The organism is uncultured Jannaschia sp., from assembly GCF_947503795.1.
Taxonomy (GTDB): Bacteria; Pseudomonadota; Alphaproteobacteria; order Rhodobacterales; family Rhodobacteraceae; genus Jannaschia.
In genome coordinates this window covers 1,681,520-1,704,286 of record NZ_CANNEZ010000001.1, presented here as the reverse complement: position 1 = coordinate 1,704,286, position 22,767 = coordinate 1,681,520, and the positions used below count along the sequence as shown (strand labels likewise).

At 68.5% G+C, this 22,767-nt stretch carries 23 protein-coding genes; 14 read left to right on the top strand and 9 right to left on the bottom strand.

Annotated elements, in window-relative coordinates:
- Positions 1-46: 46 nt before the first annotated feature.
- The 3 genes from Q0833_RS08895 to Q0833_RS08885 form a co-directional block, all read right to left on the bottom strand.
- Positions 47-463, bottom strand: a complete 417-nt coding sequence (locus Q0833_RS08895) for an MAPEG family protein (RefSeq protein ID WP_298432825.1) — start codon at positions 461-463, stop codon at positions 47-49.
- Positions 460-888 carry an SRPBCC domain-containing protein gene (locus Q0833_RS08890; protein WP_298432822.1) on the bottom strand — a complete coding sequence of 143 codons (429 nt, stop codon included), beginning with the start codon at positions 886-888 and terminating at the stop codon, positions 460-462. The genes Q0833_RS08895 and Q0833_RS08890 overlap by 4 nt, the downstream gene beginning before the upstream one ends.
- Before the next feature lie 86 nt (positions 889-974).
- The gene (locus tag Q0833_RS08885) at positions 975-1,655 is read right to left on the bottom strand and encodes a helix-turn-helix domain-containing protein (RefSeq protein ID WP_298432820.1); all 681 of its coding nucleotides are present in this window, start codon (positions 1,653-1,655) and stop codon (positions 975-977) included.
- Between the two features lie 113 nt (positions 1,656-1,768).
- Between Q0833_RS08885 and Q0833_RS08880 the strand changes: the two genes are divergently transcribed.
- From Q0833_RS08880 to Q0833_RS08865, 4 genes are all read left to right on the top strand, one after another.
- A complete protein-coding gene (locus Q0833_RS08880) occupies positions 1,769-2,521 on the top strand; it encodes an alpha/beta fold hydrolase (protein WP_298432817.1) in 753 nt (250 codons plus the stop codon).
- A gap of 46 nt (positions 2,522-2,567) precedes the next feature.
- Positions 2,568-3,557, top strand: a complete 990-nt coding sequence (locus Q0833_RS08875; protein ID WP_298432814.1) for an alpha/beta hydrolase — start codon at positions 2,568-2,570, stop codon at positions 3,555-3,557.
- A gap of 88 nt (positions 3,558-3,645) precedes the next feature.
- The gene (gene hisD, locus Q0833_RS08870; RefSeq protein WP_298432811.1) at positions 3,646-4,971 is read left to right on the top strand and encodes a histidinol dehydrogenase; all 1,326 of its coding nucleotides are present in this window, start codon (positions 3,646-3,648) and stop codon (positions 4,969-4,971) included.
- 90 nt (positions 4,972-5,061) lie between these two features.
- Positions 5,062-6,000 carry an ester cyclase gene (locus Q0833_RS08865; RefSeq protein ID WP_298432808.1) on the top strand — a complete coding sequence of 313 codons (939 nt, stop codon included), beginning with the start codon at positions 5,062-5,064 and terminating at the stop codon, positions 5,998-6,000.
- On the opposite strand, the gene Q0833_RS08860 is transcribed toward Q0833_RS08865, so the two are convergent.
- Positions 5,997-6,569 (bottom strand): exopolysaccharide biosynthesis protein, encoded by a 573-nt coding sequence (locus tag Q0833_RS08860; protein WP_298432805.1) that lies wholly within the window; start codon positions 6,567-6,569, stop codon positions 5,997-5,999. The genes Q0833_RS08865 and Q0833_RS08860 overlap by 4 nt on opposite strands.
- 128 nt (positions 6,570-6,697) lie before the next feature.
- Between Q0833_RS08860 and Q0833_RS08855 the strand changes: the two genes are divergently transcribed.
- Genes Q0833_RS08855 through Q0833_RS08835 form a run of 5 tightly spaced genes read left to right on the top strand, consistent with a single transcriptional unit; the run spans position 6,698 to position 10,921 of the window.
- Positions 6,698-7,456 carry an SDR family oxidoreductase gene (locus tag Q0833_RS08855; RefSeq protein WP_298432802.1) on the top strand — a complete coding sequence of 253 codons (759 nt, stop codon included), beginning with the start codon at positions 6,698-6,700 and terminating at the stop codon, positions 7,454-7,456.
- Complete coding sequence (locus Q0833_RS08850; RefSeq protein ID WP_298435061.1) at positions 7,453-8,499, top strand: LacI family DNA-binding transcriptional regulator; 1,047 nt, start codon at positions 7,453-7,455, stop codon at positions 8,497-8,499. Before Q0833_RS08855 ends, Q0833_RS08850 begins: the two co-directional genes overlap by 4 nt.
- The gene (locus tag Q0833_RS08845) at positions 8,496-9,464 is read left to right on the top strand and encodes a nuclear transport factor 2 family protein (protein WP_298432799.1); all 969 of its coding nucleotides are present in this window, start codon (positions 8,496-8,498) and stop codon (positions 9,462-9,464) included. The genes Q0833_RS08850 and Q0833_RS08845 overlap by 4 nt, the downstream gene beginning before the upstream one ends.
- A 30-nt stretch (positions 9,465-9,494) precedes the next feature.
- Positions 9,495-9,944 (top strand): SRPBCC domain-containing protein, encoded by a 450-nt coding sequence (locus Q0833_RS08840; RefSeq protein ID WP_298432794.1) that lies wholly within the window; start codon positions 9,495-9,497, stop codon positions 9,942-9,944.
- Complete coding sequence (locus tag Q0833_RS08835) at positions 9,941-10,921, top strand: cupin domain-containing protein (RefSeq protein WP_298432791.1); 981 nt, start codon at positions 9,941-9,943, stop codon at positions 10,919-10,921. The genes Q0833_RS08840 and Q0833_RS08835 overlap by 4 nt, the downstream gene beginning before the upstream one ends.
- Positions 10,922-10,987: 66 nt before the next feature.
- On the opposite strand, the gene Q0833_RS08830 is transcribed toward Q0833_RS08835, so the two are convergent.
- Positions 10,988-12,451: a hypothetical protein gene (locus Q0833_RS08830; RefSeq protein ID WP_298432788.1), complete on the bottom strand. Its 1,464-nt coding sequence runs from the start codon at positions 12,449-12,451 to the stop codon at positions 10,988-10,990.
- Positions 12,452-12,613: 162 nt separating this feature from the next.
- Between Q0833_RS08830 and Q0833_RS08825 the strand changes: the two genes are divergently transcribed.
- A complete protein-coding gene (locus Q0833_RS08825; RefSeq protein WP_298432786.1) occupies positions 12,614-13,744 on the top strand; it encodes a cobalamin-independent methionine synthase II family protein in 1,131 nt (376 codons plus the stop codon).
- A 7-nt stretch (positions 13,745-13,751) separates the two neighbouring features.
- Here Q0833_RS08825 and Q0833_RS08820 read toward each other — a convergent pair whose 3' ends face one another.
- A complete protein-coding gene (locus tag Q0833_RS08820; protein WP_298432784.1) occupies positions 13,752-14,201 on the bottom strand; it encodes a hypothetical protein in 450 nt (149 codons plus the stop codon).
- Positions 14,202-14,328: 127 nt separating this feature from the next.
- On the opposite strand from Q0833_RS08820, the gene Q0833_RS08815 reads away from it, so the two are divergent.
- Positions 14,329-14,742: a SufE family protein gene (locus tag Q0833_RS08815; RefSeq protein ID WP_298432781.1), complete on the top strand. Its 414-nt coding sequence runs from the start codon at positions 14,329-14,331 to the stop codon at positions 14,740-14,742.
- Between the two features lie 179 nt (positions 14,743-14,921).
- On the opposite strand, the gene Q0833_RS08810 is transcribed toward Q0833_RS08815, so the two are convergent.
- A complete protein-coding gene (locus Q0833_RS08810; protein ID WP_298432778.1) occupies positions 14,922-15,827 on the bottom strand; it encodes a LysR family transcriptional regulator in 906 nt (301 codons plus the stop codon).
- 128 nt (positions 15,828-15,955) lie between these two features.
- Between Q0833_RS08810 and Q0833_RS08805 the strand changes: the two genes are divergently transcribed.
- Positions 15,956-19,357, top strand: coding sequence for an indolepyruvate ferredoxin oxidoreductase family protein (locus Q0833_RS08805; protein WP_298432775.1), 3,402 nt, complete (start codon positions 15,956-15,958; stop codon positions 19,355-19,357).
- A gap of 57 nt (positions 19,358-19,414) precedes the next feature.
- On the opposite strand, the gene Q0833_RS08800 is transcribed toward Q0833_RS08805, so the two are convergent.
- Positions 19,415-19,663, bottom strand: a complete 249-nt coding sequence (locus tag Q0833_RS08800; RefSeq protein WP_298432772.1) for a sulfurtransferase TusA family protein — start codon at positions 19,661-19,663, stop codon at positions 19,415-19,417.
- Between the two features lie 33 nt (positions 19,664-19,696).
- Between Q0833_RS08800 and Q0833_RS08795 the strand changes: the two genes are divergently transcribed.
- Complete coding sequence (locus tag Q0833_RS08795) at positions 19,697-20,917, top strand: hypothetical protein (RefSeq protein ID WP_298432769.1); 1,221 nt, start codon at positions 19,697-19,699, stop codon at positions 20,915-20,917.
- Complete coding sequence (locus Q0833_RS08790; protein WP_298432765.1) at positions 20,914-22,275, top strand: cytochrome P450; 1,362 nt, start codon at positions 20,914-20,916, stop codon at positions 22,273-22,275. Before Q0833_RS08795 ends, Q0833_RS08790 begins: the two co-directional genes overlap by 4 nt.
- On the opposite strand, the gene gpt is transcribed toward Q0833_RS08790, so the two are convergent.
- Positions 22,257-22,760, bottom strand: coding sequence for a xanthine phosphoribosyltransferase (gene gpt / locus Q0833_RS08785; protein WP_298432762.1), 504 nt, complete (start codon positions 22,758-22,760; stop codon positions 22,257-22,259). The two genes, Q0833_RS08790 and gpt, sit on opposite strands and share 19 nt — an antisense overlap.
- Positions 22,761-22,767: the final 7 nt, after the last annotated feature.

The following is a 22,767-nucleotide window of genomic DNA, read 5'->3' as shown; positions in this document are numbered from 1 at the left end:
GCATCTCCTGTGGTCGGGGGGCCAACGTCCTGGCCCCCCGCCGGGTTCACGCCCCCATCAGGATCGCCCCCGCCACCGCGAGGATGCAGAGCCATCCCGCCACGAAGATCAGCGGCCGGGCGGGCATCCGGGCCACGCCCGTGATCATCCCTACGGCGTGCAGCACGCGCAGGCCGAAGAAGAGGCCGGTCGCCCAGATCGTGACGGTGTTCGACACCCCCGCCGCATGGGCGATGAGGACCAGCGCCAGCATCGGCAGGAACTGCTCGAGCAGGTTGAGATGGGCGCGGAAGGCGCGCCGGACCCAGGGGCGTTGCAGGTTCGGGTCCATCGGCGTGACGAACGGGTCCGTCCCCTCGGGCCAGGTGTTCGGTTGCGCCGTGTTGATGCCGACGATGTAGGGCACCCAGAGCGAGCCGGCGAGGATCGCGGTCCAGGTCATCCACCAGAGCTCAGGGGTCATCGGCCTTCTCCCCCGAAGCGCGCGGCCTTGCCGGTTTCGAGCCAGGTCTTGAGGCCCGCGACGAGACGCTCCCAGCCGTCGGCATAGCCCTCGCCGCCCTCGGGAATGTCGTAATGCTCGAGCGTCAGGCGGCAGTGCTCGCCCTCGGGGTCGATAGTCCAGACGAAGCGCGACACCGGGATGCCGGGCTGCCACCGGGGCTCGAACGTGCTCTCGATGCGGGTCTTGGGCGTCAGTTCCGTCTCGCGGCAGACGAGCATGTCGGACCCGTCGGGCAGCTTGTAGACGATGGCGTCGCCGTCCCGGTCGGCCTCGGGCGTGAACGGATGGTAGGCGGCGGCCGCGTCCGCATCGGTCAGTGCGGACCAGAGCGCGTCCTGAGTCGTGCGGATGAACGTCCGCATCACGTAGTCGGGTTTGGTCATGGCGATCTCCTTTCAAGTCAGCCGGAATCGGTCGCCGGTCCGGGGATCGGATCGGCGGGCGGGGCGCAGGTTGCGGGGACGGGGAGTCAGGGCTCGAAGGCCAGGGCCTCCCCGGTTTCGAGCCAGGTCTTCAACCCGGAGAGCGTGCGGGCCCAGCCATCGGCGACGCGGGCGCGGTCGGCCGGGGCGAGGTCCCAATGTTCGATGGTCAGCGCGCAGATCGCGCCCTCGGGGGCGATCCGGGCGACATAGCGAGAGGCGGCGTGCCCCTCGGGGGCGAGCGTGGCCTCGATCCGCGACATCGGCTCGAGCCGGGCGGTGTCGGGCAGGCCCGCGTCGCGCCCGGAGGGGGAGAGCGCCGCATAGGCCGCGACCCGCGCGGGTTCGGTCAGCGCGCTCCAGAGGTCGGTCTGGGCGCAGCGGATATAGATGGTGAAGGTCAGATCGGGCGCGGGGGACGCGGCCTCGAGCCGGGCCTTGAGGTCGAGCACGCCGCGCGCGGCGGGGGCCACGCGGAAGGGCTCGATCCAGCGGGTGAGCGCCTCGGCCACGGGGATCGCGTTGAGGTAGTGATGCGTGAACCGGCCGCGCCGGATGCGCGTGACGAGGCCTGCGTCTTCCAACACGCCCAGATGCTTGGCCACCCCGAAGCGCGAGAGCGGCGAGGCGGCTTCGAGCTGCGACAGGGTTTGCCCGTCCTCGACCCGAAGCGCGTCGAGAAGATCGCGGCGGGACGGGTCGGCGAGGGCTTTGAAGAGCGAATCCATGGGATGTTGATATGAGACCCATAGGTCACCTGTCAAGACGTGTGAGCAAATGGTCACCTGTGGACCGGCGCGGCCCATCCGCCTATATCGAAGCGGAGCAGGAGGGGCCGCCGATGCAGACGATCACCCGACATGGCCGCAGGCTGGCCTATCACGCGACCGAGGGGCGGGGGCCGGGCCTCGTGTTCCTCGGGGGCTTCAAATCGGACATGAACGGGACAAAGGCCATCGCGCTGGAGAACTGGGCCCGTGCCAATGGCCGCGCGTTCCTGCGGCTCGACTACTCCGGCCATGGCCAGTCGGGCGGACATTTCGAGGCGGGTTCCATCGGCGACTGGCTGGAGGATGCGCGCGCCGTCATCGCGCATGCGACCACGGGGCCGCAGATCCTCGTAGGGTCGTCCATGGGCGGCTGGATCGCGCTGACGATCGCGCGCGACGACCCGGATCGCGTGGCCGGCCTCGTGACGATCGCGGCGGCCCCCGATTTCACCGAGGACGGCTTCTGGGCCGGGTTCACCGAGACCGAACGCGTCCAGCTGTTCGAGGCGGGCCGCGTTGCCGTGCCCTCGGACTATGGCGATCCCTACATCATCACGCGCCACCTGATCGAGGAGGGGCGCTCGCGCCTCGTGCTGCGCGATCCGCTGCCGCTCCCGATGCCGGTCCGCTTCCTGCAGGGCACGGCGGATGCGGATGTGTCGGTGGCGACGGCCATCCGACTGCTGGAACATGCCGACGGGCCGGACATGCGCCTGACCCTCGTCGACGGGGCCGATCATCGCTTCTCGACCGACGATCTCTTGCGGCTGGTCGAGGCGGCGGTCGAGGAGGTCACGGCCCGCGGACGCCACGTCGCGGCTTGACGCAAGGTCCCGGCCGGGGGCCTGATCCCGCGCGGGAGGACGGCAGATGAGACGGATCCTGAAGGGGCTCGGCCTCGTGGTGGCGGCGCTGGCGGTGGTCATCGCGGCGATGTTCGTCCTCGGCCCCTACGAGCCGGTGGACACCGAGATCGCATTCGACGCGGCGCTTGTGCCCGACGATGTCGAGGGCTGGCTCGCTGACCGCGAAGGGCAGGTGGGCGATGTGGACCCCGAGCACACCAAGCGCATCCTCTGGTCAGGGGTTCCGGGCGCGCGCACCGACCTCGCCATCGTCTATGTCCACGGCTTCTCGGCCACCGGGTGGGAGCTTCGGCCCGTGCCCGACCGGCTGGGCGAGGCGCTGGACGCGAACGTCTTCATCACGCGCCTGACCGGCCACGGACAGGACGGCGCCGCATTGGCCGAAGCGAGTGCGGGCGACTGGTTCGAAGACCTGGCCGAGGCGATGGCCGTGGGCCGGGCGCTGGGCGACCGCGTCGTCGTCATGGCGACCTCGACCGGCGCGACGCTGGCCGCGGCGTTGGCCGCCGATCCCGACCTCGCGGCCCTGCGCGAGGGGTTGGCGGGCCTGATCCTCGTCTCGCCCAATTTCCGCGTCTCGAACCCGGCGGGCGCGCTGCTGTCATGGCCCGCGGCGCGATCCTGGGTGCCGCTGGTGGCGGGCGAGATCCGCAGCTTCGCGCCGCAGAACGACCGCCATGGCCGCCACTGGACGACCGAATATCCGACCGTCGCCCTCCTGCCGATGCAGGCCGCGATCGACCACGCCACCGCGCTCGACTACGCGGCCGCCGACCTGCCGGCGCTCTTCTGGTTCGCGCCCGCCGACGCGGTGGTCGACCACGCCGCGACCGAAGCCGTGGCCTCCGCCTGGGGCGGGCCGGTGACCATCGAGCGGGTCACCGTGCCCGATGGCGACGACCCCTTCGCCCATGTCATTGCGGGCGACATCCTGTCGCCGCAGGGCACGCAGGCCGCCATTCCGGCAATGGAGGCGTGGTTGCGCGGGCTGTGACGAACGGCTTTTGCAAGCGTATGCAAAAAGACCTTTCGCCAGTCGGGAGGCAGGGCTAACCTCGGTCCGAGGACCGGGAGGGCACGACATGGCCGAGCATCTGAAAACCGCGAAATCCGACGCCGACCGCGCCGAGGACGACGCCAAGGTGCGCGCTTCGGTCGAGGCGATCCTGAGGGATATCGAGGCGCGGGGCGACGCGGCCGTGCGCGAGCTCTCGGAGAGGTTCGACGCCTACACGCCCGAGAACTTCCGGCTGTCTCAGGACCAGATCGAAGCGCTGATGGCCGAGCTGAGCGACCGCGAACTGGCCGATATCCGCTTCGCCCAGGAGCAGGTTCGCAACTTCGCCCGAATCCAGCGCGACTCGATGCTCGATGTCGAGGTCGAGACCATGCCAGGTGTCATCCTCGGACATCGCAACATCCCCGTGCAATCCGTTGGCTGCTACGTCCCCGGCGGCAAGTTTCCCATGGTCGCCTCCGCCCATATGTCCGTCGCGACGGCATCGGTGGCGGGCGTGCCCCGCATCATCGCCTGCACGCCGCCCTTCAAGGGCCGCCCAAACCCGGCCGTGATCGCGGCGATGCATCTTGGCGGCGCGCACGAGATCTACGTCATGGGCGGCATTCAGGCCGTCGGTGCCATGGCGCTCGGGACCGAGACGATCGAGCCCGTCCACATGCTCGTCGGCCCCGGCAATGCCTATGTGGCCGAGGCCAAGCGACAGCTTTACGGGCGGGTGGGGATCGACCTCTTCGCCGGACCGACCGAAACGATGGTGATCGCCGACGACACCGTCGATGCCGAGCTTTGCGCGACGGATCTGCTGGGACAGGCCGAGCATGGCTACAACTCGCCCGCGGTGATGCTGACCACCTCGAAGATGCTGGCCGAGGCCACGCTCGCGGAGATCGACCGTCTGCTCGGGATCCTGCCCACCGCCGACACGGCGCGCGTCAGCTGGGCCGATTACGGCGAGATGATCGTCTGCGCCGACCATGACGAGATGCTGGCGCTGGCCAACGATATCGCCTCCGAACACGTTCAGGTCATGACCGATCGCGACGACTGGTATCTTCAGAACATGCACAGCTACGGCGCGCTGTTCCTCGGGCCGCGCACGAACGTGTCGAACGGCGACAAGGTGATCGGCACGAACCACACCCTGCCGACGAAGAAGGCGGGGCGCTATACCGGCGGGCTGTGGGTCGGCAAGTTCATCAAGACGCACAGCTATCAGAAGATCACGACCGACGCGGCCGCGACGCTGGTGGGCGAATACGGCTCGCGGCTCTGCATGCTCGAGGGCTTCGTGGGCCATGCCGAGCAATGCAATGTCCGGGTGCGGCGCTATGGTGGGATCAACGTGCCCTACGGCGAAGGCGCACCCTATCGCGACGCCGCCGAGTAGCCCGGCCCCCGCGGGGCATCGAGCCCCGCGGGGGCCGGCGAGAGGCGCCGCCTCTCGCGCTCTCCGAGGTATTTGAGGCCAGAGGACGGAATGCTCGACCTGACCGATCACGACCGCGCCGAGATGGGGGCCGCGACGCGCGCGTTCCTCGCCGAGGGGGCCGTCGTGCATCTCTGTCATCCGTTCGGCGACGTCACCGGCGGTGCGGGGTTCGTCGAGGCGGCGCTCGGGCCGCTCTGGGCCGCGATACCGGATGCCGAGCGCCGCGTCGATATCTCGATCCGGGGCCGCGACGCGCATGGGCAGGACTGGCTGGGGCAGGCGGGGCAATATGCGGGGCGCTTCGACGGTCCTTTCCTCGGCATTCCGGGCACCGGTCGGCTGGCCGCGCTGCGGTTCCACGAGTTCTTCCGGATCGAAGCGGATCGCGCGGTCGAGGCGCAGGTCATCTGGGACTTGCCCGACCTGATGATCGCGTCCGGTGTCTGGCCGATGGGTCCCGCGCTGGGCGCCAGCGGCCGCGTCCCGGGCCCGATGACGCAGGATGGCACACGCCAGACCGGCGACGGCGCGGCGGCCCTCCGGGTCGTGGGCGACATGCTCGACCGGCTGGGTCGGTCCGCCGAGGGCGAGGCGGCGATGGACCTGCCCGCCGCCTGGCACCCGCGCTGCACCTGGTATGGACCGGGCGGTATCGGCAACCTGCGCGGTATCGCGGGCTTTCGCGCGCATCACCAGATCCCCTTCCTCGATGCGATGCCGGACCGCCGCGCCGAGCTCGACCAAGGGCATTTCTTCGGCCAAGGCGACTATGCCGCCTTCACCGCCTGGCCGGGCATGTCGATGACCGTAACGGGCGACGGCTGGCTGGGGATCGCGCCCGCGGGGCAGCGGATCACGATGCGGTCACTCGATTTCTGGCGCATCGAGGGCGATCTCATCCGCGAGAACTGGGTGACGGTCGATCTTCTGCATGTCTGGGACCAGCTGGGCGTCGACGTGCTGGCCCGGATGCGGCAGCTTCTCTAGGGCCAGAGCGTCCAGACGCCCCAGAGCGCCGCCGCGAAGGCGACCCAGGCCAGCGCCATCACCCGCCCGTCGCGCATCGTCAGCGCCAGCCCGAAGAGAACGATTGTCCCCATCGGGATGCTGGAGGCGAAGGGCACGACCTCGAGCGGCGGCACCGTGGCACAGAGCGCGAGGATCGCCACCGCCACCACGCGCGGCGCGGGCGCGTCCACGAGCCACGTCGCATGCCGACCCAGATGCCGGTCCGCCCATTCCGCCGCCGGGCGCATCTTGTCGACCGCCGCGTCGAGCTTGGACTTGTCGATCCGCCGCCGTTCGATCCAGTCAGGCAGCCACATGTCGTCGCGCCCCAGCAGGATCTGGACCGCGAAGGTTGCCACGATCAGCGCCAACACCGTCGGAACGCCGGGAATGCCGCCCACGGGCGTCAGCTCCAGCGCGGCGGGCAGCATCAGGAGCGCACCGATGCCGCGATGGCCGATCGTATCCGCGATGTCGCCCGCGCGGACGCGCTCCTGGCCCTCGGCGGCCTCGTCCAGATCGTCGACGATATCTTCGGCTTGGCTCATGGCGCGCAGGCTCTCGGGTTGGGGCATCGGCCGGAGAACGCGCGAGCAGGGCATCCGTTTCCCGAATATCCTTGATCCGGCGCGGGGAAGGGTGTCTGCATACGAATGCACACCATCCCGAGGCTCCGATGTCCGATCTTCCCGTCACGCCGTCCTTCCGTCTTGACGGTCGGCGTGCGCTGGTGCCGGGCGGGTCGCGCGGGATCGGGCTGGGCTGCGCGTCGGCGCTGGCCGGGGCCGGGGCGCACGTGACGATCGCGGCGCGCAGCGCGGCGCAGGTCGACGCCGCGGTGGCGGATTTACGCGATGCGGGCCGGGATGCGGACGGGCTGGTGCTGGACGTCACGGACCGGGATGCCGTCGAGGCGGCGCTCGACGCCCGTGCGCCGTTCGACATCCTGTGCAACTCCGCCGGGCTCGCGCGCCATAGCCCCGCCGCCGAGACGACGCCCTCCGATTACGATGCGGTCATGGCGATCAACGTCCGGGCCGCGTATTTCCTCGCGCAGGGCGTCGCCAACCGGATGAGCGGGCCAGGCGTCATCCTCCAGATCTCCAGCCAGATGGGCCATGTCGGTGGCCCCGACCGGGCGGTCTACTGCGCCACCAAGCACGCGGTCGAGGGCATGACCAAGGCGATGGCGCTGGAATGGGGGCCGCGCGACATCCGGGTCAACACGATCTGTCCGACCTTTATCCGCACCCCGCTGACCGAGGCGACCTTCGCCGACCCCGTGCGCCGTGCCTGGATCGAGGAGAAGATCGCGCTGGCCCGCGTCGGGCGGGTCGAGGACATCATGGGTGCGGTCGTCTACCTGGCCTCGGATGCGGGCGCGATGGTGACCGGGACCGCGCTGATGGTCGATGGCGGCTGGACGGCGGCCTGATGGCGCGCAAGGTCACATCGCTCGACGTCGCCCGTGCGGCCGGGGTCAGCCAGTCGGCGGTCAGCCGCGTCTTCACGGAAGGCGCGTCGGTCAGCCCCGCGATGGAGACCCGCGTGCGCAAGGCGGCTGAAGCGCTCGGCTACCGGCCCAACGTCCTCGCCCGCAGCCTCATCACGGGGCGCTCCCGGATCGTGGGCGTCGTCGTGGCCTATCTCGACAACCCGTTCTTCGCCGAGGCGGTCGAGCGCTTGTCCCACGCGCTTCAGGCCGAGGGCTACCACCTCCTGATGTTCACCGTCGGCAATTCCGACGCCGATCTGGACCGGGTCGTGGGCGAGTTGATGGACTACCAGGTCGACGCGCTGGTCGCGGCCTCGATCAACCTTTCGGGCGAGCTGGTCGAGCGCTGCGCCGCCGCGGGCCTGCCGGTCGTCCTCTTCAACCGGGGCATCGCGGGCTCCGGCCTTTCGGCGATCACCTCGGACAACCGTGCGGGCGCGGGTCGGGTGGCGCGGTTTCTCGCCCAGGGCGGTCATGCGCGCATCGCGCATATCTCGGGATGGCAGGGCTCGTCGACCGGGCGCGACCGGCTCGACGGGTTCCGCGCGGGGCTCGCCGAGACGGGGCAGGACCTGCTGGCGGCGCCCGACGGCATGTATCGCCGCGACACCGCCGCCGAGGCCGCGCGCGACCTCATGGCGCGCAGCGATCCGCCCGACGCGATCTTCGTCGGCAACGATTACATGGCCTTGGCCGTGATGGACACGCTACGCCACGATCTGGGTCTCTCGATTCCGGGCGACGTCTCGGTCGTCGGATATGACGACATCGCGCCCGCCGCCTGGCCGACCTACGACCTGACGACCCTGCGCCAGCCCGCGCGCCGGATGGTCGCGGCGACCGTGGCCGAGATCCTGGCCCTCATCGCCTCGCCCGATCGCCACCCGCAGCGCACCGAGATCGACGGCCCCCTTGTGGTCCGCGGCTCGGCCCGCATACCCGATGACTGGCCCGCGACGGCGCCGGCGGAAGGACGCGCATGACCGGATATATGGACCGATGGGCGGACGTGCCCGACTACATCATCGGCATCACCAAGGAGATCTGGGAGGATCGCGGCATCGCGACGCTCCACGACTACTATTCCGAGGATATCGTCGTGCGCACGCCCGCCTCGATCGTCGTGGGCAATGCCGACGTCATCGGTGCGACCATGGCGACGCTGGCCGAGTTTCCCGACCGCACGCTTCTGGGCGAGGACGTCATCTGGAGCCAGTCCTCCGAAGACGGCGTGCTGTCGTCGCACCGCCTGCTGAGCCAGGCGACCCATGCGGGCGACGGCGTCTATGGGGCCGCGACGGGCAAGCGGCTGCTCTATCGCATCCTCGCTGACTGCCACGTCACCGGCATCCAGATTGATGACGAGTGGCTGATCCGCGACCAGGGCGCCATCGCCCGCCAATTGGGGCAGACGCCGCGCGACTACGCCGCCGACCTGATCGCACGGGAAGGGGGGCCGGAGGACTGCGTCCAGCCGCTGACACCCGACCGCGATCGCGCCGGGCCCTATACCGGACGCGGCAACGACAACCCCTGGGGCGCGCAGCTGGCCGAGATGCTGACCCGCATCATGGGCGCCGACATGCGCGTCATTGCGCAGACCTACGACCGGGCCGCCACGCTCCACTATCCCGGCGGCGTGACGACCCACGGCCCCGCCGAGGCGGACCGCTTCTGGATGCAGCTCCGTGCGTCCTTCCCCAAGGCCGAATTCCGCGTCGAGCATGTCATCGGCCGCGAAGACCCGATGATGCCGCCGCGCGCCGCCGTGCGCTGGTCGCTCTGGGGACGGCACTCGGGTTGGGGCGGATTCGGTGCGCCGACCGGCGCGATGATCTATGTTCTGGGCATCACCCACGCCGAATACGGGCCCTGGGGTCTGCGGCGCGAATATACGCTCTACGACGAAACTGCGATCTGGAAGCAGATCCATCTCGGGGGAAGCTGACCGATGCCGAATGTGCTTCGACATTTTACCGTGTCGCGCAGCCGCGCCTTCGACCGCGACGCCGACTACACGATGCGGGCCTGGATCGACCCGGCCGGGCGCGCCGCGTTCGAGACGCCGCCCGGATCGGGCCTGTCGCATGTCACCTGCCACGCCGATCCGAATGTCGAGAGCGAGATCCTCATCGCGCCGGGCGGCCGCGAGATCGGGCGGATGTTCGACACCATCCGCATCCTGCGCCCCGGCCACGTGATGGTCGCCCAGGGGCGCGGCGTGTTCAACGGCGCGACCACCATGACCGCGCAGAACAGCATCGCCATCACGCCCAAGGGCACGGGCTGCGTCCTGACCGGCACCAGCCAGATGGCCGTGCTGGGCCAGCACCCCTCCGAGGGCGAGGTCGCCGCCGGGTGGGAGGCCATGCTCGATGCCTTCGCCAGCTATCTCAACAAACTGCCGTCGACCGGAAAGATGATATGACCCGTGCCGCCTCCACCCCCGAGATCGTCCGTTATGGCGAGCTGAAGCCCTGCAAGACGGCCTTCATCGACGCCCACACGCCCGGCTCGAACCTCAAGGAGAACTTCACGATCATCGGCGGCGGCGTCAGCGAGAGCGCAGATCAGCACGTCCACATCACCACGCCCCACGGCTTCAATATCGGGGCGGCTGGCCAGCCGCCCAAATGCCGCAACTCGCTCCACTCGCACCGCACGGCCGAGGTGTTCTTCGTGCTGTCGGGCCGCTGGCGCTTCTTCTGGGGTCGCCATGGCGACGCGGGCGAGGTCGTGCTGGAGCCGGGCGACATCATCAACATCCCGACCGGCATCTTCCGCGGCTTCGAGAATATCGGAACCGATTACGCGATGATCATGGCCGTGCTCGGCGGCGACGACGCGGGGGGCGGCGTCATCTGGGCGCCGCAGGTGATCGAGGACGCGGCCGATCACGGTCTGGTTCTGGCCGAGACGGGCAAGCTCTACGACACCAAGGCGGGGCAGGCGCTGCCCGACGGGGTCGCCCCGATGCCGGTCCTGACCGAGGCCGAGATGGCGGATTACCCCGAGCTGTCGCCCATGCAGGTCGTCGGCTGGGGCGTGCGGCGCTACTGGGACATGGTGGCGCTGGCAAGGAACGCGCCGATCACCGTCATCGGCGAGACGGGCATCATCCGCGACCGTCCGGGCTTCGAGGTGGCGATGGTGACCCGGTCCTCCGCGAGCGCGGACCACCACGCACACGACCGCCCGTCGGTCCTGATGCCCGTGCGCGGCCATTGGCGCGTCGAATGGGCGGGGGATGCGCCGGGCGAGGCCAGCCTCGCACCCGGAGACACCGCCTCGATCCCGGCGGGGCTGCCGCACACGGCCTATCCGTCGATGGAAGGCGAGGCGGCGCTCTACCATGTCGTCGGCACGGACGACCCGGCGGGCCCCTCGGCGCTCTGGTCCGCCTGAGCCCCGTCGCCGCCACGCAAAAGGGCCGCCCCGAGGGGCGGCCCTTCGCAGGTCCGGACGGCCGGATTACTGGTTGATCGCGGCCACGTTGAAGTTGCCGTTCTGAACCGCCGACGCGACGTTGTTGTCGCCGATCTGCGAGATTCCGAGCTGGTTCGCGTCGCCCATAACAGTGGCCATGATGTCGTTGTCATTGCCGTTCTGCATCGTGCCCGTGGCATTCAGATCGCCGACGATGTTGACCATCAGGTCGTTGTCATCGCCGAGCTGCTCGAACACACCCGAGGACATTCCGGCAAGCGAGGCCGCGGTAAACCCGGTCGTCATCCCATTGTCGGACCCGGTGACGTTGATCGTGCCTTCGTTGCTCATGCCCATCTGACCCAGATAGATGCCGTTGCTATTGCCCAGGACGGTCACGCTCGCGTCGTTGGCATCGCCGACTTGCGCCACGCCGACATTGTTCATGTCGCCGGTCACGGCCGCCACGAAGATCACGTTGTCTTCGCCGATCTGGGAGGCGCCGAGCTGGTTGTTGGTGCCGCCCACGCCCAGCGTCCCGACCGTGTTGTCGAAGCCGGCCTGGAAGGTCCCAACATTGTTGCCGGTTCCCGAGATGTCGATGTCAGCGAACATGCCGATGCCGTTCTGCACGAACTCGGCGGCCGACGCGCTCGTCATCGCGGCAGCACCCGTCAGCACGCCGTTGCCGTTGTCGCTGCCGGTCATGTCGATGGTCAGCAGGTTGGCCTTGGTGATGGCGGGGATGTTGTTGTTGCCGATCACCTGCTGGGCCAGCGTGATGTTGCTGTCGGACCCGGACATGGTGATGTTCATCGTGTTCGAGGCGGGCGTGCCGCGAACCTGCTTGATCGTCTGGATGACGTTGTCGTCGCCCGTCTGCTGCACGACGGTCAGCTCGTTTCCGGGCGTGGCTCCCGGACCCTTGGCCAGCTGGCTGACGGTCCCGATCTCGTTGCTGTTCGAGGACTGGGTGATCGACGCGGTGTTCCGCGTCGCCAGCGAGCCGTTGTTGGTCTGGCTCAGACCACCGGCCAGACCGATGGAATTCTCGTTACCGGACTGCAGGATCTTGAGGTCGTTGCCGCCCGTGCCGGCGCCGTTGCCGCTCTGCGAGGCGACGAGAGCCGCGGTGCCGACGTCGTTGTCGCTACCCGTCTGGTCGATCATCGCCATGTTGCCGTCGTCGGTCTGGACGAGGAACGCCTCGTTGCCGTCGGCGAAGGCCGCGCTGGCGAGGAAGCTCGCGGCGATGGCAGTCGTCGCGTAGAATTTTGCATTGGTCATGGAGTATTTCCCCTTGGTGATCCCGGCGGAATAAATCGCGTCGGACTGGATCAGGCCCGAGCGCGCAATCGTGACAAGGAATCGCCGAACTTTCGCCCTCCAGCGCCCCCTCAGGGCCCAAATCTTAACAAAATCTGAATTTCTGGCCAGCCTGCTGCGATGATCCGAATTCCGCCGATGTGACCCGCCGAATTCCGCATTCGCTATCAGTGACTTACGCAACGTAAGGTTGTGGCGGGGTCTCGGTCGGCCGTCGCTGATCCATTCCGATTGGCGCGACGGTGGAGAGAATCACCCCCATTCGACGGATTGTGAATGATCTCGAATACTTGCCCCCACATCGCCCCCATGCGAGCCAGATCGCGACCGCAGGGGGAGACATCCATGACCATTCGCACCACCCATGTCGGCAGCCTCCCGCGGACGCAGGAGACGGTCGACTTCATCTTCGCGCGCGAGCGGGGCGAGCCCTATGACGCAGCCGCCTTCGATGCCCAGATGACGGCCGCCTGCGCCGAGACCGTGCGCCGCCAGGTCGACGCCGGGATCGACATCGTCTCGGACGGCGAGACCTCGAAGATCAGCTACGCGACCTACGTCAAGGACCGGTACACGGGCTTTTCCGGCGACAGCCCCCGGAACGCGCCCGCCGATCTCAAGCGGTTTCCCGGCTTTCTCGAACGGCTCAAGAACGAGGGCGGCACGCCGCAATACGCGCGACCGATGTGCACGGGCGACGTCCGCTCGAAGGGGCAGGGCGAGCTTGGGACCGACATCGCCAACCTCAAAGCCGCTATGGCCGCGCACGGGGCCGCGGAGGGGTTCATGAACGCGGCGAGCCCCGGTGTGATCTCGCTCTTTCTTCAGAACGACCATTACCCCAGCCGCGACGAGTACCTCGCGGCCCTGTCGGACGCGATGCGCGACGAGTACCGCACCATCGTGGATGCCGGCCTCTTTCTGCAACTCGACTGCCCCGATCTCGCGCTGTCGCGGCACATGCTGTTTGCGGACCTGTCGGATGCCGAATTCCTCAAGATCGCGGAAACCCATGTCGAGGCGCTGAACGCCGCCCTTGACGGGATCGACCCGTCCCGCGTCCGCGTCCACATCTGTTGGGGCAACTACGAAGGCCCCCATGTCTGCGACATCCCGATGGACACGGTCTTCTCGACCTTCCTGAAGGTGCGCGCCTCGCATCTGCTGTTCGAGACGTCGAACCCGCGCCATGCCCATGAATGGCAGGTGTTTCGCGACCGCGCGTCCGAGATCCCCGAGGACAAGATCCTCGTGCCGGGCGTCGTCGATACCACGTCAAACTTCGTCGAACACCCGGAGGTCGTGGCCGAGCGGCTGGGACGCTTCGCGGATATCGTCGGCGCGGACCGGGTGCAGGCGTCGAGCGATTGCGGCTTCGGCACCTTCGCGGGCTTCGGCACGATCGACCCGGATATCGCCTATGCGAAGCTCGGCAGCCTGTCCGAAGGTGCGGCGCTGGCCAGCGCGCGCCGCTAGGGCGGCGTCAGCGGCGGATCGAGCGCTGGTTGCGCGCACCGCGCACGGTGATCGTGCGCACGCCCGCGAGGTCCTGGGTCGTGAAGACCCGGCCCGCCAGCACCTCGCGCGATGGCTGGGTGCCCACGGGCTGACGCGTGACCGGCGGCAGGATGCGGAATTCCAGAAGCAGCACGCCCGGATCGTCGGCGGGCACCTGCACCAGCTCGGCCTCCCAGAAGCCTTGGGTCGGGGGCAGGCCCACGGTGCTGATGATGGCGCCGCCGGGCGTCTGCGCGGCTTCGAGTGACAGAACCTGGTCGACGACCGGCTGGCTCGTGGTGGCGCGCGCGACCTCGATCGTCTCGGAGGTGTCGCGCCCGAACCAGTTCAGCGGATTGAGACGCGATTGCCCCACCCCGCAGCCCACCAGCGCCAGAAGGGCAGTGCCCGCGATGATCCGTGTCGTCAGGCCCATGCGCCCCTCCGTCCCCGTCTTGGCGCCAAGGGTTAGCCCAGACGGATCGTCATGGAAAGCGTGGGCACGCGCTCTGGACTGTCGCGGGGCGCGCGCCTACCTCTGGCGGCGAACGCAGGGGACGGGCATGGCACAGGAACGCTTCGAGGAACTGGTCGAGACCTTCGAGTTCCTCGACGACTGGGAAGACCGCTATCGGCACGTGATCGACCTCGGGAAAGCCTTCCCTGCGCTGCCGGATGCCTTGAAGGTGCCCGCGACGAAGGTGGACGGCTGCGCGAGCCAGGTCTGGCTGCATCCGCGTATCGAGGACGGCAGGTTCGATTTCGCGGGCGAAAGCGATGCGATGATCGTGCGCGGCCTGATCGCAGTCCTTCACGACCTCTATGCCGGGCTACCTGTGGGCGAGATCACGTCGGTCGACGCGCCCGCGGAACTGGCGCGGCTGGGTCTGGACGAGCACCTGTCCTCGCAGCGCTCCAACGGGTTGCGCGCGATGGTCCAGCGCATCCGCGAGACGGCGGCCGCCGCCGCCGGTTAGCCGCGCGATCGGGCGCACCGCATAAAAAAAAGGCCGAGCCAAAGGCCCGGCCAAGTCCAACAGGGAGGTGAAGTCGGCACGGGGCCGTTCTTCATCTGCCGAAATATGGTGCGTCCTGCTTTCGGGCAAGGCGGAAACTGAACCGAGCGGTGCAACCCGGCTATGCACCGGGCGCATGGCTAGCTTGCGGCGCTGCTCTGGCGGGCCTTCCGGTAGGCCACCACCTCGTCGACGACGAAATCCCGAAACGCCTCGATCCGCCGCGAACCGCGAAGCTCCTCGGGGAAGGCGAGGAACACCGGAACCTCGTTCGACTCGACCGTCGGCAGAACGCGCACGAGTTGCGGGAAGTCTTGGCTGAGGTAGTCGGGCAGCACGCCGATGCCGAGGTCGCTCAGCACGCCCTGCAGGACGCCGAAATAGTTGTTCACCGTCATCGTGCGCCCGATCTCGTAGGACATGATCTCGCGCACCAGCGTGGCCCCGGCGCTGACCTGCGTGGCGTCGGTCGACTGGCAGATCAGGCGGTGTTTGCTCAGGTCGTGCAGGCTGTCGGGCATCCCGCAGCTCTCGATATAGGCGGGCGTCGCGAAGAGCTGCATCCGGATGTCCATCAGGCGCTTGCGCACCAGATCGGCCTGGCTCGGCTCCTTCATGCGGATCGCGACATCGGCCTCGCGCATGGGCAGGTCGAGCACCCGCTCTTCCAGCATCAGGTCGAGGTTCAGATCGGGATACTTGGCGTAGAGCTTGGGAAGGCGCGGCGCCAGCCAGATCGAGCCGAAGCCGATCGTGGTCGTGACGCGCAGGTTCCCGAACACCTCCTCCTCGCTGTCGCGGATGCGCGCGGCGGCGGCATCGAGCCGCTTGGTCATGTGCTGCGTGGCATCGAACAGAAGCTCGCCCTGTTCGGTCAGGATCAGGCCGCGCGCGTGCCGGTGGAACAGTGTCGTCGTCAGCGATTCCTCCAGCGCGCGGATCTGACGCGACACCGCCGATTGCGACAGGTGCAGCACCTCGCCGGCATGGGTCAGCGACCCCGCATCGGCGACGGCGTGAAAGATTCGCAGCTTGTCCCAGTCCATCGGAGTGCCTCGTATGTCCTGTGACGCGTGCTTCGCACGATACCGCGCCAATGGTAAGGTGGTGTGACGAAGATGCCCCTTTATGGGTCAGCATCTTTGACCTATAAAGGGGGCGGGAGGATCATTCCATGCGCCACGACGTTTCGCTCTCCGATCGCTACGATCTCGACAAGGACGAAGTGCTGTTGAACGGCACGCAGGCGCTGGTTCGCCTGATGTTGATGCAGAAGCAGCGGGACCGTGACGCGGGATTGAACACCGCGGGATATTGCACCGGCTACCGCGGCTCGCCGCTGGGCGGTGTCGACCTGAACATGGCCAAGGCGCAGAAGGTCCTCACCGAGAACGACATCACCTTTCAGCCGGGCATGAACGAGGACCTCGCCGTCACCGCGCTCTGGGGCTCGCAGCAGGCGGAGCTGCGGGGCGAGGGGAAATACGACGGCGTCTTCGGCCTCTGGTACGGCAAGGGGCCGGGCGTGGACCGCTCGGGCGATGCGATGCGCCACGTCAACATGGCCGGGACGTCGAAGCATGGCGGCGTCCTCATGGCGATGGGCGACGACCACACGGGCGAATCCTCGACCACCTGCCACCAGTCCGACTGGGCGCTGATTGACGTGCACATGCCGGTCATGTCGCCCGCCGGCGTGCAGGAGATCCTCGACTACGGCACCTATGGCTGGGCGCTCAGCCGCTATGCCGGCGTCTGGGTTGGGCTGAAGACCATCAAGGACACGGTCGAGGTGACCAGCGTCGTCGATGGCCGCCCCGACCGCATGTCCTTCGTGACGCCGGATTACCCGCTGCCCGAGGACGGGCTGAATATCCGGCTCAACGACCACTGGATCCCGCAGGAGGAGCGCCTGCTCGGCCACAAGCGCTGGGCCGCCGAGGCGTTCAGCCACGCAAACAAGATCGATAAGCGGATGCACGGAAAGCCCGGCGCCAAGATCGGCTTCGTCAGCCACGGCAAGAACTGGCTCGACCTCGTCCACGCGATGAACCTACTGGGTCTCGACGGCGCCGAATGCGAGCGTCTGGGGATCACGACCTACAAGGTCGGGCAGATCTGGCCGATGGACATGAAGGGCCTGCACGACTGGGCCGAAGGGCTGGACCTGATCGTCTGCGTCGAGGAGAAGCGCAAGCTCCTGGAGGTCCAGGTCAAGGAGGCGATCTTCGACGACCGGATGGGCCGTCGGGTCTACGGCTATAAGGACGGCGCGGGCAACCGCCTCTTCAAGCAGGCCTTCGCGCTCGACCCGACCGACATCGCAGAACGCCTGGGTCGCGTCCTGAAGGAAGAGGATCGATGCACCGACAGGATGCAGGCCGGGCTCGACCGCATCGCCGAGGCCAAGCGCGCCGACAACGCCCCCGAGATCGCAAGCCGCACGCCGTGGTTCTGCTCAGGCTGCCCGCACAACACCTCGACCAAGGTGCCCGAAGGCTCGCGCGCGGGCGCGGGCATCGGCTGTCACGTCATGGCGCTCTGGATGGACCGCTCGACCGAGGGCTACACCCATATGGGCGCCGAGGGCGTCAACTGGGTCGGCGAGAGCCAGTTCTCCAAGCGCCGCCACGTGTTCCAGAATCTGGGCGAGGGGACCTACAACCACTCGGGCATTCTGGCCATCCGCGCTGCCTTGGCCGCGAAGACGAACATCACCTACAAGATTCTCTACAACGACGCGGTCGCCATGACCGGCGGCCAGCATAACGAGGGCGACCTCGCCCCCGAGCAGATCGCGCGCGAGCTTCAGGCCATGGGCGTCAAGGAGATCGCGGTCGTCTATGACGAGAAGGAGGACGTCGACAAATCGAAGTTCCCCTCGGGCCTCGACTGGCACGAGCGCGACGAGATGATGAACGTCCAGAACCGCATGAGGGAGGTCGAGGGCGTCTCGGCGATCCTCTACATTCAGACCTGCGCGGCCGAGAAGCGCCGCCGGCGCAAGCGCGGCCTCTTCCCCGATCCCGACCGCCGCATCTTCATCAACACCGATGTCTGCGAGGGCTGCGGCGATTGCGGCGTCCAGTCGAACTGCGTCTCGATCGTGCCGGTCGAGACCGAGTTCGGCACCAAGCGCGCCATCGACCAGTCGTCCTGCAACAAGGATTACAGCTGCGTCAAAGGCTTCTGCCCCAGCTTCGTCTCGGTCGAGGGGGGGACGCCGCGGAAGGCGGCGACGGTCGCGGTCGACACCGGCGACATGCCTGAACCCGCGCTGCCCGCGATCGACGGCACCTGGAACACCGTCATCACCGGCGTCGGCGGCACGGGTGTCATGACCATCGGCGCCGTCATGGCGATGGCCGCGCATCTCGACGGCAAGGGCGCGGGCCTGATGGAGATGGCGGGCCTGGCGCAGAAGGGCGGGGCGGTCGCGCTCCACTGCCGGCTGGCCGAGACGCCCGACGGCATCAGCGCGATCCGCGTCGCGCTGGGCGAGGCCGATGCGCTGATCGGTGGCGACCTCGTCGTCAGCGCGGGCGCCAAGACACTGGCGCTCACGAGCACCGGGCGCACGGGCGCGGTCGTCAACAGCCACGAGATCGTCACCGGCGACTTCACCGGCAATGCCGATTTCAAGCTGCCCGCCGATCAGCTTGCGTTGTCGCTCAAGGCGCGGCTGCGCGACCGGTTGACGATGTTCGACGCCAGTGCGCTGGCCGCCGCCACGCTGGGCGATACGATCTTTTCCAACATGATGATCCTCGGCGCGGCGTGGCAGCAGGGGATGGTGCCCCTGACGCGCGAGGCGATCCTGAAGGCCGTCGAGCTGAACAAGGCGGCCGTCGAGAAGAACCAGCAGGCGTTCGAGCTGGGCCGCTGGGCCGTCCTCAACCCCGATGCGGCGGCGGATCTTCTTGCGCCGAACGTCATCGCATTGCCCGAGACGCCCGAGGCGCGCATCGCCGCCCGCGTGGAGCATCTGAAGGCCTATCAATCCGCCCGCTACGCCAAGCGCTATACCAAGCGCCTCGACGCAGTTGCCGATCCCGCGCTGCGCGAGGCGGTGGCGAAGGGCTATCACAAGCTCCTGACCTACAAGGACGAATACGAGGTCGCGCGGCTTCTGCGCTCGACCCGCGAGAAGGCGGCCGAGGCCTTCGAGGGCGACCTGAAGCTGACCTATCACCTCGCGCCGCCGATGCTGACGGGCGAGGGGCCGGACGGCCGCCCGAAGAAGCGCGCCTTCGGGGCGTGGATCGAGGCCGCCTATCCGTGGCTGGCCCGCATGAAGCGGCTGCGCGGCACGCCGCTCGACGTCTTCGGCTACACCGCCGAGCGCCGGATGGAGCGCGCGCTTATCGCGCAATACGAGCGCGACATGGACGAGGTGCTGCCGCTGCTCGGGTCGAATACACGCGACGCGATCACGGCGCTGGCCGAACTGCCCCTGCAGATCCGCGGCTTCGGCCCGGTCAAGGCGGCCGCCGAGCAGCGCGCGGCCAAGCGGCGCGAAGAGCTTCTGTCCAGCATCCGCGCGGGGGGGCCGACCCTGGCGCAGGCCGCCGAATGAGGGCGCCGGGGCGCTGCCCCGGACCCCGGCATATTTCGGGAACATCGATGGCGCGCGTTAACCTTTACGAATGGTGAACGCGTGCCCTTCGACCCCGAGGAAGGCGTGTCCGGCCTCGGCGCAGAAATGCGGCACGTCAACATGCGCTGCCGGATCGTCGGCGTGGAGCAGGATCACCGCGCCGGACGCCAGCGGCTGCATCCGCTTGCGCAGCCGCAGGACAGGCAGGGGACAGAGCAGGCCGAGGGCGTCGATCTCGAGGTCGGGCACCGCGTGCTCCTTATTTTCGCCGCGGACATCTGCCATGCTCCGCGCGACCCCGGCAAGCCCGAGCCCGCCATGACCCAGACCGTCCGACGCCGCCGCGTCCTCTATATTCCCGGCTTCGACCCGTTCCACCCCCGCCGCTACCGCGAGCTCTACCGAAAGGAGGGGGCCGCGCAGGCCGCGATCTCGGGCTACGAGCTGTCGCAGGCGAAGGGCGACGGGCCCTATTCCTGGGACGTCTCCGCCCGGATGGACGGCGTCACGGTCGAGACTGGGATCGAGGTGCTGGTCTGGTCGGATATCGTCTCGGACAGCATGTCGAATTCCATTCCCGCCACCTATGCCCAGCTGGCCCGAACGGCCTGGACCTATATCGGATCCGGCGCGCTCTTCCGGCTGATGCGGCTGCGGCAGGGGCCTGTGATCGCGGCGCTCTACCCGGTGGTATTTCTCTTGGTGCAACTGGTCGCGGCCGTGCTTCTGGGCGCGCTTGCCGCATGGGGGCTCACGGCGGCCTTGGCGCCGGTCCTGCCAGGGTTTCCGACGACCGTTGCGATCGTCGCCGGGCTCGTCGGCATCGGGGTCGGCATCGCGCTCCTGCGATGGTTCAAGGCGCGGGATGCAAAGGTCTTCGCATACTACCTGATGCATGACTACGCGTTTTCGGCCCGCTTGCGCGGCGCCAACCCGCCCGAGCTGGAGGCGCGGATGGCCGCCTTCGGCGAGACCATTGCCGCTGCCGCCGCGAGCGATGTCGACGAAGTGCTCGTGGTCGGCCATTCCTCGGGCGCGCATCTGGCCGTCTCGGTCCTGGCCGACCTGATCCGCGCGGGCCGCGTGCCGAAGGACCGGGTTGCGTTTCTCAGCCTCGGACAGGTCGTGCCCATGGTCAGCTTCCTGCCGGACGCGCACCGGCTGCGCGCCGACCTGAACCTGATGGGCGGGCAGGACCTGATCCCTTGGGTCGACGTGACCGCGCCAGGCGACGGCTGCGCGTTCGCGCTCTGCGATCCCGTGGCGGTGTCGGGCGTCGCCCCGGCGGTGCAGCGCTGGCCGATGGTGATTTCTGCCGCCTTCACCCAGACGCTGAGCCCCGAGCGCTGGAAAGCCTTGAAGCGGCGCTATTTCCGGCTGCATTTCCAGTATCTCTGCGCCTTCGATCGGCCGGGCGATTACGACTATTTCCGCATTACGGCCGGCCCCATGACGTTGGATGCGCGTTTTGCCGGGCGCGCGCCCAGCCCCTCGCGCCTGACCGCGGCGGTCAACCGCTTCACCGCGATGGCCGCGTGATCCCGCCCAAGCCCGCGTCACGTCCCGGACGGATCGGCCTTCTGGGCTACGCGCGGGCCTTTCGTCAGGACATCCTCAGCGCCCAGCCCGCCCGGCTCTACGGCGCGTGGATGGCCGAGTTCCGCACGCCGTTCTTCAGAAGCTACATGATGAACGACCCGGAACTGATTGATCTCGTTCTGAAAGAGCGGCCCGACGATTTCCCCAAATCCGACCGTGTGCGCGAGGGGCTGGCCCCGCTGCTGGGGCGGTCGGTCTTTGTAACGAACGGCGAGGAGTGGAAGCGACAGCGGCGCATCATCGATCCGGCCTTCGGCCGCGGCCGCCTTCGGGACGCCTTCCAGGCGATGCTGGCGGCGGCGGATGCGATGATCGCACGCGCGCCCGAAGGCGAGGTGGAGGTGGAGGAGCTCGCCTCCTACGCGGCGGCCGACGTGATCTTCCGCACGCTGTTCTCGGTCCCGATCGAGGATCGCCTGGCCGCCCAGGTCTTCCACGAGTTTCGGGCCTACCAACGCACGCAGCCCCTCTTGAACGTCGCGGCGCTTGTCCCGCTTCCGCGTTGGGTGCCGCGGCTGCACAAGCGCGCCACGCGCCGGGCGGCCGCGTCGATCCGGGGCGCGATCGCGGCACTGGTCGCGCGGCGCGCGGCGGAGATCGCGGCCGGGACCGCGCCGGACGATCTCGCGACGAAGATCATGACCTGTCCGGACCCCGATACGGGCCATCGCTTCTCGCCCGAGGAGATGGTCGATCAGGTCGCGATCTTCTTTCTGGCGGGCCACGAGACGAGCGCCTCGGCGCTGGCTTGGGGTCTCTACCTCCTGGCCACGCATCCCTCCGCCCAGACCAGGGTCGCGGTCGAGGCCGATCGCGACTGGGCCGCGTTCAACCTCGCCGACCTGTCGCGTCTTCCCTTCACGCGGGACGTCTTCCGCGAGGTGCTGCGCCTCTACCCGCCGGTCCCGATGATGGTGCGCGAGACGACGCGCCCCGAGACGTTCCGGGGCCGCGGTGCGCCCGTGGGCGCGCAGGTCGTGCTGTCGCCGTGGCATCTGCATCGTCACACCCGCCTCTGGTCCAACGCGGACGCCTTCGACCCCGACCGATGGGGCCGCGACGAGACGACCGAGGCGTCGCGGCGGGCCTATATGCCGTTCAGCGCGGGGCCGCGGGTCTGCACCGGCGCGGGCTTCGCGATGGCCGAGGGCGTTCTGCTTCTGGCGCGTCTGGCCGGGGCGTTTCGGCTCGAGGCGGTCGGCCCGCCGCCCGTCCCGGTCGCGCATCTGACCGTGCGATCGCGCGATGGCATCCGCTTGCGTCTGACGCGGCGAGCGCCTCAGTCGGTGCCGCGATAGGGCTGCACGTATTGCAGCGCCATGTCCCACGGGAAGAAGATCCAGGTGTCCTGGCTGACGCCGGTGATGAAGGTATCGACCATCGGCTCGCCCTTGGGCTTGGCATAGACCGTGGCGAAATGCGCCTTGGGATAGAGCGCGCGGACCACTTCCAGCGTCTTGCCCGAATCCACGAGGTCGTCGACCACGAGGACGCCCGTGCCGTCGCCCACCATCTCGTCATCGGGCTTCGAGAGGACCTGCGCCTCGCCCTGCGACTGGTGGTCGTAGGACTTGATCGAGATCGTGTCGACGAGGCGGATGTCCAGCTCGCGGGCGACGATCATCGCGGGTGCCATGCCGCCGCGCGTGATCGCGACGATGGCGCGCCAATGGCCGTCGTCGGGGCCCTTGCCGTCGAGGCGCCAGGCCAGCGCGCGGCTGTCGCGGTGGATCTGGTCCCAGCTGATGTGGAAGCCTTTTTCATGGGGCAGGGTGTCGGCCATCGGGATC

Excerpts from the sequence above, each read along its gene's own strand:
- Q0833_RS08810 (WP_298432778.1), bottom strand. The coding sequence starts at position 15,827 with ATGGACTGGGACAAGCTGCGAATCTTTCACGCCGTCGCCGATGCGGGG.
- Q0833_RS08895 (WP_298432825.1), bottom strand. The coding sequence starts at position 463 with ATGACCCCTGAGCTCTGGTGGATGACCTGGACCGCGATCCTCGCCGGC.
- Q0833_RS08865 (WP_298432808.1), top strand. The coding sequence starts at position 5,062 with ATGCTCGACCTGACCGATCACGACCGCGCCGAGATGGGGGCCGCGACG.
- Q0833_RS08835 (WP_298432791.1), top strand. The coding sequence starts at position 9,941 with ATGACCCGTGCCGCCTCCACCCCCGAGATCGTCCGTTATGGCGAGCTG.
- Q0833_RS08800 (WP_298432772.1), bottom strand. The coding sequence starts at position 19,663 with ATGGCAGATGTCCGCGGCGAAAATAAGGAGCACGCGGTGCCCGACCTC.
- Q0833_RS08845 (WP_298432799.1), top strand. The coding sequence starts at position 8,496 with ATGACCGGATATATGGACCGATGGGCGGACGTGCCCGACTACATCATC.
- Q0833_RS08890 (WP_298432822.1), bottom strand. The coding sequence starts at position 888 with ATGACCAAACCCGACTACGTGATGCGGACGTTCATCCGCACGACTCAG.
- Q0833_RS08875 (WP_298432814.1), top strand. The coding sequence starts at position 2,568 with ATGAGACGGATCCTGAAGGGGCTCGGCCTCGTGGTGGCGGCGCTGGCG.
- Q0833_RS08805 (WP_298432775.1), top strand. The coding sequence starts at position 15,956 with ATGCGCCACGACGTTTCGCTCTCCGATCGCTACGATCTCGACAAGGAC.
- Q0833_RS08795 (WP_298432769.1), top strand. The coding sequence starts at position 19,697 with ATGACCCAGACCGTCCGACGCCGCCGCGTCCTCTATATTCCCGGCTTC.
- Q0833_RS08885 (WP_298432820.1), bottom strand. The coding sequence starts at position 1,655 with ATGGATTCGCTCTTCAAAGCCCTCGCCGACCCGTCCCGCCGCGATCTT.
- Q0833_RS08855 (WP_298432802.1), top strand. The coding sequence starts at position 6,698 with ATGTCCGATCTTCCCGTCACGCCGTCCTTCCGTCTTGACGGTCGGCGT.
- hisD (WP_298432811.1), top strand. The coding sequence starts at position 3,646 with ATGGCCGAGCATCTGAAAACCGCGAAATCCGACGCCGACCGCGCCGAG.
- gpt (WP_298432762.1), bottom strand. The coding sequence starts at position 22,760 with ATGGCCGACACCCTGCCCCATGAAAAAGGCTTCCACATCAGCTGGGAC.
- Q0833_RS08880 (WP_298432817.1), top strand. The coding sequence starts at position 1,769 with ATGCAGACGATCACCCGACATGGCCGCAGGCTGGCCTATCACGCGACC.
- Q0833_RS08825 (WP_298432786.1), top strand. The coding sequence starts at position 12,614 with ATGACCATTCGCACCACCCATGTCGGCAGCCTCCCGCGGACGCAGGAG.
- Q0833_RS08820 (WP_298432784.1), bottom strand. The coding sequence starts at position 14,201 with ATGGGCCTGACGACACGGATCATCGCGGGCACTGCCCTTCTGGCGCTG.
- Q0833_RS08815 (WP_298432781.1), top strand. The coding sequence starts at position 14,329 with ATGGCACAGGAACGCTTCGAGGAACTGGTCGAGACCTTCGAGTTCCTC.
- Q0833_RS08860 (WP_298432805.1), bottom strand. The coding sequence starts at position 6,569 with ATGAGCCAAGCCGAAGATATCGTCGACGATCTGGACGAGGCCGCCGAG.